Here is a 13,137-nt window from a genome sequence, read left to right as displayed (position 1 = left end):
TTATTATACTGTTTATGAATTTATTATTTATTTTTTCCGGCAGCTTGTGTTTGTGTCATCGCTTTCAGTTTGGCTGCAGCTTCTTCAGGTGAGATCGGTTTTATTTGAGCACCGTCTTTCAGGGTACCTGCACCTTCAAGAACAATTCTGTCTCCAGCTTTTAGTCCTGACGTTACTACAAAGTTTTTCCCGTCATCTACATTTAGGATTTTTATTTCCGTATTTTTTACGGTAGAATCATCTTGTACGATATATACAAATCGTTTATCTTGCATTTCGTATGTCGCGGCTTGAGGAACTAAAATGGCTGAATCAAGCTTTATCGGAACAAGTATATCTCCTGTATTTCCGCTACGAAGTAACTGGTCGGGGTTTGGGAATGCTGCACGCAAGTTGGAAGTCCCTGTTGACTGATCTATAATTCCGCTGATTGTGGCGATTTTTCCTTTTTTATTATATAAAGTTCCATCTGATAATTTTAGTTGAACTTCCGGAAGATTTTGTACCAGATTGTTTGCTCCATGTTCGCGTGCCAATTCGAGAATCTGCTTTTCGTTTAATGAGAAATAGGCAAACATCTCAGAGTTATCGGAAACGGTTGTTAATGGAGTTGCCGAACTGGGGCTTACCAAACTTCCTACACGTAGGGGAATTGTGCCGACAACACCGTTGGACGGACTGATTACCTTAGTATATGATAAATTTTGTTTGGCATTGATTAATTGGGCTTTTGCTTGTGCCAATGCTGCTTTTTGAGTAGCCAAAGTATTGAATGCCATCTGTTTGTCATAATCGCTGATAATGTTCTTTTTTGCCAGTTCCGCTTTGTTGTCTGCTGTTAGTTGGGCCGTGGCTACATTAGCTTCAGCAACTTTAACTGCTGCTTCGGCAACTTTAACTGCTTCTTCATATTGGACAGGATCTATAACGAATAGAAGTTGTCCTTTGTGAACAGTTGCACCTTCATCTACACAAAGTTGTGTAATGAATCCGCTGACATTAGGTCTGATTTCTATATCTTGACGACCTTTGATTGTTGCCGGATAGGAAGTATTCAGTTCTACTGATTCCGGTTGTAAAGTGGTGACTGGGTATTCTTTTACCATGTTAAACCCACTTTGTTGTTGTTTACCGCATGAAAAAAGTGACAAGCATATTGCTGTCGATAAAATTACTCGTTGTGATTGAATAATCATAGCTTTCCGAATTTTCATATTTGTCTTAATATTGATATATCTAATACCTATTTTTTAAAGAAGGAATAGAATGTATCTTGCCGTTACGGAATCGACTTCCCTACGAAAATTTACCAATCTTCTATACCTTAGAAATTCAAACAATCTAAATTTGGGTACAAATGTACCGTGATAAAAGGAATTGTGTTTTGATATATGTCAAAAATAATTCTTTTGAGATTGTAAATCTCGTTAAATGCTGTGTTAAATTAACAATTTTATCCTTTGGAAATTAACATATCAACTAAGTTTGATCAAAGCGGGTATTTTTCAGAACGTATTCTACTGATCGTTTCTTGGGTGATTCCTAAGAACGAGGCAATTTGTCCTAATGTAGCTCGTTGTAATAAACGAGGGTAACGCGTCACGACCCATTCATACCTTTCGCGGGCGCTTCTGCATTGTAAATTAATGATTCTTTCTTCCAGGAAATAGCTGTAATCGAGCAGAATGCGGTTTATACGTTGTGCTGTTGTAATATCTCTTATTTTTAAGGGCTGTGAAAATAAATTGATATTTATGGTTATTACATGAGAATCTTCGAGGAACTCGATGATTTTAGGCAGTTCGGGCTTATTGATTTGCGAATTGAGACAAAGGACCAAGTCTTGATCAAAAGCGAATGAAAAAGTAATTTCTTTCCCGTCTTTAAGATAAAAAACTCTAGCGCCGCCTTGAGAGATAATATATATATGCTCTTCGATCTCTTTTACACTGCTGATAATTTCTCCTTTTTTGTAGAAATTTTCCGATAATATAGATTTTAATTTCTCTTTGTCTTCTTGGGGTAAAACTGAAATCGATTTATTTAGATAATCGATGTTGTTGTATTTTAACTCCATGTGCTGTATTTATTAATTGTCCGCAAATATAAAGAATATAAACGGTAAAGAATGTAAGTTCTTCTTAAAAACGTATATAATATAAAAATCTGTAATACTTTAATTTTCGGCGATAAAGACCGGTACATGAGTTTGTGTTTCAAGTTCGAATCCGAACCAATAATTACCCGTTTTGTGAGGTAAGCGGCAAAGTTTTAGGGAATCTTTATATTTCCCTTGTAAAATATTCCATGAAGACGGGGGATTTTGATGTTTTGTCATGACTTTTTCCGCAGGAGCTTTTTTTAAGGAAAGTCCGGCAATAATCCATGCAACAGATACGTGGACGGTATATTCGGGATATACCTGTTTACAGAAATCGTAAAGGAGCAGACCTCTTTTCTCTATACTTAAAGGCTTGTCTATTACATCGGAAGCGATAAGAAAGTTCAAAAAGCTTTTTAAAAATCCGGATTCTGATAATATTAATTGGCGTGTGATCTTTTGCCAGACAGGAGTGTTGTAGTAACCGTCGAGTAACCGGGATAATTGTCTTGCGTATTGTAATTCTTCGGCGGTTATTTCATTCGTTTCCAATACTTCGTATGGAGGATAAGGAGAATAGCGGATACCCCATTCTTCAGCTCTTTTTCGCATTTCTGTCCCGGGTAGGACTTTTAATGATTCGAGTTGAATTTCTCCGGCTCCGAAATGGGCGAGGACATGGATATCCTCGAATATTTGTTCTAATTTATATAGCGGAAGTCCGGCTATTAGATCGGCATGTGTTTCCATGTTGGTTAAAGAACATAAATATCTCAATCCTTCGAGAGAGCGTTGTAAATCTCCTGATCGTCGGCTTTGCATAAGTACATTTTCATGTAAACTCTGTATTCCGGCTTCAAGGTGTAAACAACCTGTCGGCATATCTGCTAATGCGGTTTTCAGTTCGTTGGTCAGTAATGCCGGATGAATTTCGAGGTGGAATCGAATTCCCGAAAATTCCCGGAAAAGCTTCAATAATTCCAAAGCACGTTTGTTGTTATAATTAAAAGTCCTGTCCAGTATCCTGACGTTTTTTATTTTATGCTGTTGTATTATTTGCAATCTCTTTCGGATTTGTTCTGTATTGATAGTGCGTACGGGTTTTTCCCCTCCGCTTACGCAGAAGGCGCAAGTGTTGAAACAGCCTCGGGTAGTTTCTAATTGTACGAACGGTTTTTCCCAATTAAAGAATTTACTTTCTTCGGGGGGAATCAGTTTTTCGAAATATTGTACGCGGGCTATTCCCTTATCTATATACTGTTTTTGAGAATCGAGAAAACAAATCCCCTCTATCATATTCCATTTTTCAGGTTTATCCCATATTTGTAGCCAAAGTGGGACGTTTTCTTCTCCTTCACCTCGAAATACACAATCGACAAATGGTGTTGAAAGTAAAAAATCTTTGTTATTTCCTAAAAATTCAGGTCCGCCCAATATGACTTTGCTATCAGGCAGTAAAGCTTTAAGTCTGCAAATAATATGCAATAATATTTCTTTGTTAAATAACCATGCGGTCGCTGCAATAATATCGGGTTTGCATTTTGCAGCGTTCTTTACGATCATGCCTATATTCTCATTGATAGTGCAAGATACGATTTCCCATTCGATATCCGGGTTACCCTTTATTTGTGCATGAATTGCTGGTAATGCCAGAGAAGCATGAGCGTAAGAACTGTTTAAATCTATCCAGAGAATTTTCATATTGCATGATAATTTTTTAATAGATTGCAAAGATATAAATAGCTAAACTATTTCATTGGATAATATGTTATAACGTTAAAGATTTTATAGATAAAAGTATGGATCTGTGTTCTTAAATTAATTGGTAGGTCAATGAAGTGGTTCACGTTTTCTTTATTTGCGATTTTTATGTTCGTAATTAGCAGTTGTAATCACCGACAATCTGCTTATAAGAGTTATGAAGATTATCCGGCTTATGTGGGGGATGATTTGGGGGTAACCGTAGCAGATGGCAAAACATGTTTTGTATTATGGACTCCTACAGCAGAAGCTGTCCAGATTAGGATATATGATAATGGAGAGAATGGAGATCCTGAGAGAATAATCACTATGGATAAAGATGTTGATACAGGAGTGTTTAGAGCGGTTGTCTCTGAGGAGCTTTATGGCAAATATTATACTTACCGGATATTAAAAGATGAAAAATGGCTTTCCGAGACTCCCGGAATTTGGGCAAAGGCTGTCGGGGTGAATGGCAACAGAGGGGCAATTATACGCATGCAAGATACAAATCCTGAAGGTTGGGATAAAGATATACGGCCACCGTTAAAAAACTTCACGGATATTATTTTATATGAGATGCATTATCGGGATTTCTCGATCGATTCGACATCCGGTATTAAAAATAAGGGTAAGTTTCTTGCTCTCACCGAGCGGGGAACTGTGAACCCTGAAGGTTTGAAAACGGGAATAGATCATTTAAAAGAACTGGGTATTACACATGTTCACCTTTTACCCTCTTTTGATTTCGGTTCTATCGATGAAACAAAGTTATATGAAAATAAATATAATTGGGGGTATGATCCTAAAAATTATAATGTGCCTGAAGGATCTTATTCGACAGATCCTTATAAGCCCGAAACCCGTATCCGTGAGATGAAGCAGATGATACAGGTTTTACATAAAAATGGTATTCGGGTAATTATGGATGTAGTATATAATCATACTTACGTGACTGACGGTTCGAATTTTAACTTGACGGTCCCCGGTTATTATTACCGGCATAATCCTGACGGCACTTATTCGGATGCTTCGTATTGTGGAAACGAAACGGCATCAGAAAGAGAAATGGTACGCCGATATATCGTTCAATCTGCTCTGTATTGGGTAAAAGAGTACCATATCGATGGTTTCCGTTTTGATCTGATGGGAATTCATGATCTGGAAACGATGAACATGCTCAGGGATTCTTTAAATCGAATTGATCCTTCCATTTTTGTTTACGGTGAAGGTTGGACTGCCGGACCATCTCCTTATCCTCAGGAGCTACGGGCAATGAAGACAAATGCACCTCAAATGCCGGGCATTGCTGTGTTTAATGATGATGTGCGTGATGCAGTGAAAGGTAGTTTTAAGAAAGATGAAAATCGAGGGTTTGCTACGGGAAAATCAGGGTTGGAAGAAAGTGTAAAATTCGGTATTGTTGCTGCTACTCAGCATCCCCAAATCGATTATAGTCAGATAAATTATTCTACATCGCCGTATGCTTTGTATCCGTCGCAATCTATAAATTATGTGTCGAGTCATGATGATCTGTGTCTGGTCGATAAACTTATTGTTTCTGTACCGAAAAATACTTCCGAGTCTGATTTGCTTCGATATGATAAATTAGCGCAGACTATTATATTTACGTCTCAAGGGATTCCGTTTATGTTTAACGGGGAAGAGGTTTTTAGAAGTAAAAAACTGGTACATAATTCTTTTGAATCTCCAGATTCTATCAACCAAATTAATTGGGCAAATAAATCGATATATTATGATTTGTTCGATTATTATAAAAAATTGATCGCTCTTCGAAAAAAACATTCTGCATTTCGTATGGTTACGACAACCGATATACAGTCAAATTTACATTTTGAAGAACATTTGCCGGAAAATGTTATAGCTTATCGGTTGAATGGGAAAGCTGCAGGGGATATTTGGAGCGAAATATTTGTCGCTTTTAATGGCAATAATTCTCTTCAAGAAATTTCTATTCCGGACGGGAATTGGACAATTGTTTGTTTAGATGGAAAGATCGATGAGGCCGGAATATCCTCAATCTCCGGAAATAAAATAAATTTGCCTCGTTCTTCGGCAGTTATATTAAAAAGATAAATGCTTGAATTATAATCTATTAATTGTTTTATTCCGATCCAAAAAATAAAATCGGATCGGAATAAAATCATATATATCATTAAAAATAACTACGGATATATTTCAATATTCGATCAGAATCTCTATATTTGTATAGAATTTGATATAAAATGGCGGACAATCCGAAGCGGGTACTGGATACTTTGCGGGCTCATATACAAGAGTTGATGAGACGTTGTAATGTTCTGAAGCGCGAAAAAGAGGAATTGGAAAAACGCATTGAAGAACAGAAAAGCACAATTGCAACCTTGCAGAGGGATTTGGATGAGATGAGTATCAAATATCAGGATTTACTGACTGCAAGAGGGCTGGCTCTCGGTGAGAGCGATATTAAAGCAGCACGGAACAGGTTTGGTAAATTGGTGCGGGAAATCGATAAATGCATCTCTTTATTAAATGAATAGATGCTATGAACGATAAATTTAAAATTCACTTAGAAATAGCCGGGCGCAAGTACCCTCTGAATATTAGGAGAGAAGATGAGGAGATTGTGAGACAAGCGGCTGCATTGGTAAATAAAAAGCTGGCTACTTATAGAGAGCAGTTTGGCAAAGATAAATCGAAATCGATATATGATTTTTTAGCGATGACGGCTATTGATTTATCTCATGCATATCTAAGGCTGAGGGAGACACGGGATGTTGAGATTTTTACCGGAATTGTTCGGGAAATAGATGAAGAGTTGGATAGCTATTTGAACCAGAAGTAGATTTTATTTTTTAAGAGACATATATTCCTGCACTGCAACAGGGCATTTTTTGCCTTTGATGTGGTGCATTTTTTTAATAATTAAATAAGAACAAATGGAAATTATATCATTGGTGATTACGGGACTCGTTTGTTTGCTGGTAGGTGCGACAGTGGTTTTTGTAATAGGAAAGACCTTGTTGAAGACACGAGCACAATCGATTATAGAAGAAGCCGCAAAGGAAGCTGAAGTAATTAAAAAGAATAAATTGCTTGAAGTAAAAGAAAAGTTTCTGCATCTGAAGGCAGATATGGAAAAACAGGCAAATGCACGTAATGCGAAATTGCAGTCTGCAGAAGCCAAAGCAAAGCAACGGGAGCTGCAACTTAATCAACAACAGCAGGAGTTGCAACGAAAGAAAGCTGAGTCTGATGCAATACGTGCCAATCTGGACACACAAATAGAAATTGTAGAGAAGAAAAAAGCCGAATTGGAACGTTTGCATAAGGCCGAGGTTGAACGTTTGGAACATCTTTCGGGACTTTCGGCAGAAGAAGCGAAAGAAAAGCTTATCGAATCGTTAAAAGAAGAGGCGAAGACGCAGGCGGCATCTTATATTAATGATATTATGGATGAAGCCAAACTGACTGCAAATAAAGAGGCGAAACGAATTGTAATACAAAGCATTCAGAGAGTGGCGACAGAGACGGCGATAGAAAATTCGGTGACGGTGTTCCATATCGATTCAGATGAAATAAAGGGCCGTATTATCGGTCGTGAAGGCCGTAATATTCGGGCATTAGAGGCCGCAACAGGTGTAGAAATAATTGTGGATGATACTCCCGAGGCGATTGTTTTGTCAGCGTTCGACCCTGTTCGTCGTGAGATTGCTCGTTTGGCATTGCATCAGTTGGTAACGGACGGACGCATTCATCCTGCCCGTATCGAAGAAGTAGTTGCGAAAGTAAGAAAGCAAATCGAGGAGGAAATTATCGAGACCGGAAAACGTACGGCTATAGATTTAGGTATTCACGGGTTACATCCCGAATTGATCAGATTAGTGGGGAAAATGAAATATCGTTCTTCTTACGGACAAAATCTGTTGCAACACTCTCGGGAAACAGCAAATCTTTGTGCTATAATGGCTTCGGAATTAGGGTTAAATCCTAAGAAGGCGAAACGTGCAGGCCTTTTGCACGACATCGGAAAAGTACCCGATGAAGAACCGGAATTACCGCATGCTTTATTGGGTATGAAATTAGCGGAAAAATATAAAGAGAAGTCCGATATTTGCAATGCGATAGGAGCTCATCATGATGAAACGGAAATGGCAAGCTTGCTTGCTCCGATCGTTCAGGTTTGTGATGCGATATCGGGAGCACGTCCGGGAGCACGTCGGGAGATTGTAGAAGCATATATTAAACGTCTTAATGATTTGGAACAGTTAGCCCTTTCATATCCGGGAGTTCTGAAAACATATGCGATACAGGCCGGGCGTGAGTTGCGTGTAATTGTCGGAGCTGATAAGATCGATGATACTGAAACGGAAAACCTGTCGACCGAAATCGCAAAGCGCATTCAAGATGAAATGACCTATCCGGGACAGGTGAAGATTACGGTTATCCGTGAAACCCGTGCGGTAAGCTTTGCCAAATAGGACGAGAGATCGGCTTATCTGCGACAAATAAATATTTAGGGCTGCAGGCTTCACCAAAATCTATGATTCTGAGTGCTGACTGTAGCTTTTTTTGATAAAACAGATTATATGAATAACACGTCAGATAATAATAACGAGAATACCCCGATATCGAAAAAAAGATGTAGGGCGAATAAGCTTGAGTGCTATGATTGGCTGTCTGATCTGCCGGAGTCTCATAGTGAGACGGAGATGGTGGAGGTACAGTTTAAGAATACGCGTAAAGGATATTATAAAAATTCCACCCATATTCATCTTGAAAAAGGAGATATGGTGGCTGTCGAGGGGAATCCGGGTCATGATATCGGAGAGGTGACTTTAACCGGGCGTCTTGTTTTGTTACAGATGAAAAAAAATGGGGTAAAATTGGATAATCCCGATTTGAAAAGGGTTTATCGTAAGGCCAAACCGAACGATTTGGAAAAATATGAAGAGGCCAAATCCCGAGAACATGACACGATGTTGCGTGCCCGTAAGATTGCTGAAGACTTGAATCTGGATATGAAAATTGGTGATGTAGAATATCAGGGAGATGGGAATAAGGCTATTTTCTATTACATTGCAGATGATCGTGTCGATTTCCGTCAATTGATAAAAGTGTTGGCCGAGGCTTTTCGGGTACGTATCGAGATGAAACAGATAGGAGCTCGGCAAGAAGCCGGACGCATCGGGGGAATAGGTCCTTGCGGACGCCAACTTTGTTGTTCTTCTTGGATGACTAATTTTGTATCGGTGGCGACAAGTGCGGCCCGCTATCAGGATATATCGTTGAATCCTCAAAAATTGGCGGGACAGTGTGCCAAGCTGAAATGTTGTTTGAATTTTGAGGTCGATGCTTATGTCGAAGGACAAAAAAAATTACCGTCCCGGGAAGTTGCTCTCGAAACGAAGGACAATACCTATTATCATTTTAAAACCGATATATTCAAACGGCAAATGACCTATTCGACAAGTAAGGAGATAGCCGCAAATCTGGTAACTGTAGATGCTTCCCGGGTTTTTGAGGTCATTGCGTTGAATAAAAAAGGTATAAAGCCCGATAAACTTGAAGTTCTGGACGACCAAGAACCGGTAAAAAAAGATTTTGAGGATGTAGTGGGGCAAGATAGTCTGACCCGTTTTGACAAGAGTAAAAAGCGGTCGGGTAATAATGGCGGAAACGGGCAGAATCGCCGTCGAAAGAAACCGGGTTTTAAGAGGAATAACGGAAACGAGGCTTCCGGAGCGACAACCGGACAGGAGACTGCTTCTTCTCAAAACGGAGTTCGTGGAAATAATAACCGAAATGGGAACAACAATAATGGAAAAAACAATAGCAACAACCGGACGGGAAGTACACCTGAGTAAGGTGATACTGTTATTCTGTCTGCCGATACTGTTTTTTTCTTGTAACACAAAGGACGTGTATCATACGTTTAATCACATTCCCGAACGGGGATGGGATAAGCGTGTGATAGAGCGTTTTTCTCCGGTAATTGAAGATACGATAAGTACCTATGACATAGATTTGTCTTTGCGTTATACCAGCGATTACAATTATAGAAACTTGTGGCTTTTTATTACCTGTGAAGCTGAAACAGGAGAGGAGTTTACCGATACGTTGAATTGTGTCTTGGCCGATGAGTATGGGAAATGGTTTGGTTCGGGTTGGGGAGCTTCCTACCAGCAGACGATTTCTTATAAGACCGATTTTAATTTCCCCCGTAAGGGAAGGTATTCTATTTCTGTTCAACAGGGAATGCGTGATGATGTAATTCCCGGAATTACGGAAGTCGGCATAAAAATAACTCCCGCAACATCCGTTGCTGGAGAATGAACTTAATAAGTCCGGACATAGTCGGTCTCGATATCGCAGGCATAAGCATAACGGGTTAACAAATCTGTCGTTAGCTTTATAGCGTTTTCTACACCGTTTTCTCCTGAATATCCGTTGATAATGATTAGTATTTGTGTCGTATCGGGAGAAAGTTTTGTCCTTTCTTCGTCACTTGTCGGTGTCCCGATAGGACCTGTTGCATCTCTATATACCGGAAGATTTTCTATGTTCAATATACCCCGTCCTATAGCATGGAATAATTCGTTTTCTTTACCGACGCCTAAAGTCAGAAAGTCCCCCTCTATTTTTCCGGCATCAAAACCTCCTATAGAATATCCGGTACGAATAGACACCAAATTGATAAGATCCACTAATGTCGAGATATGATATAATTCCATCCCCTTTGTCAACCGACGGCATAAAGCTTCGGCTGAAGGACGATAGCGATTCGGGTCTTTCCCTAAGTTTTTATATACTTTCCGTGTTGCCAGTATCGTTTCCCGTTTATTGATTGTTTCTAAAGGGTATTCTTGTCGGATTTGAGTTATTTCCTCTTCAATCTCTTTCCAAAGAGATTCGTTATATAAACTGTTTTTTACTTGAGCACAGACAAGTCCAGCAGTAAATTCGGGGCATGTTTGTTTGATTGTATCCGAGATAGAAAGTCGTATTTTCATTTGTTTGTATTGAAAATTGCAAGACAAAAATACGAATTCGCATTCTTAATATATAAGAATCGTCTTAAATTTTATGGAAATGTTTTTTAACTTATTGTTTTTTGTTAACTTTATCGTCATATAGATAAATCTTTATTCGATTTCAATTTTACAATACATACATAATTATTATGAAAGCACCTCGTACAATAAGTTTATTAGTGTTCTTCTGTTGTTGCGTTTTATTACGAGCCGAAGATAACTCTCCGCTGAGGCTGGGTATTGCCGGTCTTTCTCATTCCCATTTACATGAAGTGTTGGTCAGGCTCGATAGAGGCGATTTTCAGATTGTCGGAGTCGCAGAAAGAGATGCAGCTCTTAGAGAAAAAACTCCGTTACGGAAAAAGGTCGACCCTTCTCTTTTTTATGAGAATTTAGAGGAAATGCTCGATAAATCGCAACCTGAAGCTGTTATTGTATATGAGCCTATTTATGATCATTTGCGGGTTGTTGAAGCGTGTGCTCCGAGGGGGATACATGTTATGGTGGAAAAACCTCTTGCCGTAAGTATGAAACATGCCAACCGTATGGCAGAACTTGCGCGGAAGAATGGTATATTGTTGTTGACCAATTATGAAACCACGTGGTATGATACTAATCATGAAGCTTATCGTTTGATAAAGGACAAGGAGAGTATTGGTGACATAACCCGTATGGAGGTTTATGACGGACACCAAGGTCCGGTCGAGATTAAATGCAGCGAAGAGTTTCTCCGGTGGTTGACAGATCCGGTATTGAACGGAGGAGGTGCGGTGACTGATTTCGGGTGTTACGGGGCGAATTTAGCTACATGGTTTTTTGACAATCAAAAACCTGTCAGTGTATATGCGGTCTTGAAACATCAGAAGCCGCATGTATATCCTAAAGTTGATGATGATGCAACGATTATACTTGAGTATCCTTCGGCGACTGTTCAGATTATGGGTTCATGGAATTGGCCGATGAATAGGAAAGATATGCACATTTACGGTTCACAAGGGTATATTTATCAAGATACGCCTGTCAAGATGCGGGTTTATACAGATAGGAAGGAAAATTCTGTCGTTGCTCCTCGATTAAAGACTCCGTATAATGATCCGTTCTATTTTCTGAAAGCTGCGGTACGGAAAGAAATACAAATTTCTCCGCAAGACTTATCTTCATTAGAGAACAATCTGATCGTTGTGGAAATACTTGAGTCTGCCGTGAAAAGTGCGGAAAGAGGCAAGGTGATTCGTCTGAAAAAATAAATTTTTTGAGAGGAATATTATTAAATTATACAATAGAGCTTAGCCGAGATTAGACGACGGGCTCTGAAATTATTATTAATCATAAAAATTTTGAACTATGGAAAATGTTTCTTTTTCCCAAAGTATGATGTTTCGTAAATCTTGGGATTTTATGAAAAAACAAGGAGTTACTATGGTTGGCTTGTATTTAGCCTTTATGGTCGTGTCTCTGTTTTTGAGTCTTATCTCGGGAGAGAATGTTACTTCGGGGCGTTATATCTTGGGAAATTTGCTGGCTGCGATATTGTCTTGGGGATTTGGAATGGGGTTCGGCAAATTGATTTTGAATATTCTTGACGGGATGGAACCGAAAATGAGTGTATTCCTCTCTATTTGGTCTCGGGCATGGACTTATTTGAAGTTAGAGATCTTGATTTTATCGGTTATTGTCGTTTTGGGACTGATTGCTTTTATTGCGGCTGATTTTGCCATAAAAACTCCGCCGGCAATTTCAGTCTTCATACCTTTACTCGGTTATCTTATTTTGGCGGGTTTATCTATCTTGTTATGTTGGATTATGATTCGCATCTCTTTTGCGGGGATAATTATACTCGATACGGAGTTAGGATGCAGGGCGGCGTTAAAAAGGAGTTGGTACATAACAAAAGGTTATGAATGGAAACTCATATTATTGTATTTGTCGATATTGTTGTTGAATGTATTGGGGTTGCTTGCACTGGTCATAGGTGTATTTTTTACTATAGTCATGAGTTCGTTTATAAGTACGATTGCTTATAGAGTGCTTTGGGCGCTTTACCGGGAAAACGAAAATATTACGGACGGGGTCTCTGCAGTAGATTATGATAATGAAGAATTCGATGAATAAATGAGTGTTTAGTTTTTGAGGCATAAAAAGCATTGCCCGACAGATTCAGTTTTTAGGATCTGCCGGGCAATGTTTTTTGTTTTGGAACAACTCTCTTTTTAGTATATCTCGATTTTTTAATGCCGACAGTAAAAATCTTTCTTTTTTTAT

The 13,137-nt window shown here is 38.9% G+C and carries 12 protein-coding genes; 8 read left to right on the top strand and 4 right to left on the bottom strand.

Annotation, left to right across the window (positions count from 1 at the left end):
- Positions 1-23: 23 nt before the first annotated feature.
- From QUE35_RS05640 to QUE35_RS05630, 3 genes are all read right to left on the bottom strand, one after another.
- Positions 24-1,214, bottom strand: a complete 1,191-nt coding sequence (locus QUE35_RS05640; RefSeq protein WP_044261768.1) for an efflux RND transporter periplasmic adaptor subunit — start codon at positions 1,212-1,214, stop codon at positions 24-26.
- A 275-nt stretch (positions 1,215-1,489) separates the two neighbouring features.
- Positions 1,490-2,077, bottom strand: a complete 588-nt coding sequence (locus tag QUE35_RS05635; protein ID WP_022602020.1) for a Crp/Fnr family transcriptional regulator — start codon at positions 2,075-2,077, stop codon at positions 1,490-1,492.
- Positions 2,078-2,176: 99 nt separating this feature from the next.
- On the bottom strand, positions 2,177-3,802 hold the full coding sequence (locus tag QUE35_RS05630) for a B12-binding domain-containing radical SAM protein (protein ID WP_022602019.1): 1,626 nt from the start codon (positions 3,800-3,802) through the stop codon (positions 2,177-2,179).
- A 132-nt stretch (positions 3,803-3,934) separates the two neighbouring features.
- Here QUE35_RS05630 and pulA point away from each other — a divergent pair, with 132 nt between their 5' ends.
- The 6 genes from pulA (at position 3,935) to QUE35_RS05600 (ending at position 10,177) form a co-directional block, all read left to right on the top strand.
- On the top strand, positions 3,935-5,938 hold the full coding sequence (gene pulA / locus QUE35_RS05625) for a type I pullulanase (RefSeq protein ID WP_031258818.1): 2,004 nt from the start codon (positions 3,935-3,937) through the stop codon (positions 5,936-5,938).
- Positions 5,939-6,087: 149 nt separating this feature from the next.
- Positions 6,088-6,381 carry a coiled-coil domain-containing protein gene (locus QUE35_RS05620; protein WP_022390893.1) on the top strand — a complete coding sequence of 98 codons (294 nt, stop codon included), beginning with the start codon at positions 6,088-6,090 and terminating at the stop codon, positions 6,379-6,381.
- A gap of 5 nt (positions 6,382-6,386) precedes the next feature.
- Positions 6,387-6,686: a cell division protein ZapA gene (locus tag QUE35_RS05615; protein WP_009318822.1), complete on the top strand. Its 300-nt coding sequence runs from the start codon at positions 6,387-6,389 to the stop codon at positions 6,684-6,686.
- A gap of 94 nt (positions 6,687-6,780) precedes the next feature.
- Positions 6,781-8,322 carry a ribonuclease Y gene (rny, locus tag QUE35_RS05610; protein ID WP_022602014.1) on the top strand — a complete coding sequence of 514 codons (1,542 nt, stop codon included), beginning with the start codon at positions 6,781-6,783 and terminating at the stop codon, positions 8,320-8,322.
- Between the two features lie 108 nt (positions 8,323-8,430).
- Positions 8,431-9,708 (top strand): PSP1 domain-containing protein, encoded by a 1,278-nt coding sequence (locus tag QUE35_RS05605; protein ID WP_022602012.1) that lies wholly within the window; start codon positions 8,431-8,433, stop codon positions 9,706-9,708.
- Entirely contained in the window at positions 9,647-10,177 is a 531-nt protein-coding gene (locus tag QUE35_RS05600) for a gliding motility lipoprotein GldH (RefSeq protein ID WP_031258815.1), read from the top strand. The genes QUE35_RS05605 and QUE35_RS05600 overlap by 62 nt, the downstream gene beginning before the upstream one ends.
- 2 nt (positions 10,178-10,179) lie before the next feature.
- Here QUE35_RS05600 and QUE35_RS05595 read toward each other — a convergent pair whose 3' ends face one another.
- Positions 10,180-10,854, bottom strand: coding sequence for a B3/B4 domain-containing protein (locus tag QUE35_RS05595; RefSeq protein WP_022602008.1), 675 nt, complete (start codon positions 10,852-10,854; stop codon positions 10,180-10,182).
- A 170-nt stretch (positions 10,855-11,024) separates the two neighbouring features.
- Between QUE35_RS05595 and QUE35_RS05590 the strand changes: the two genes are divergently transcribed.
- Both QUE35_RS05590 and QUE35_RS05585 read left to right on the top strand, forming a co-directional pair.
- Positions 11,025-12,122, top strand: coding sequence for a Gfo/Idh/MocA family protein (locus QUE35_RS05590; protein WP_022602007.1), 1,098 nt, complete (start codon positions 11,025-11,027; stop codon positions 12,120-12,122).
- Between the two features lie 97 nt (positions 12,123-12,219).
- The gene (locus QUE35_RS05585; RefSeq protein ID WP_022602006.1) at positions 12,220-12,987 is read left to right on the top strand and encodes a hypothetical protein; all 768 of its coding nucleotides are present in this window, start codon (positions 12,220-12,222) and stop codon (positions 12,985-12,987) included.
- Positions 12,988-13,137: the final 150 nt, after the last annotated feature.

It is taken from the genome of Coprobacter fastidiosus, from assembly GCF_030296935.1.
Lineage (GTDB): Bacteria > Bacteroidota > Bacteroidia > Bacteroidales > Coprobacteraceae > Coprobacter > Coprobacter fastidiosus.
This window is presented reverse-complemented; position numbering and strand designations above follow the sequence as displayed.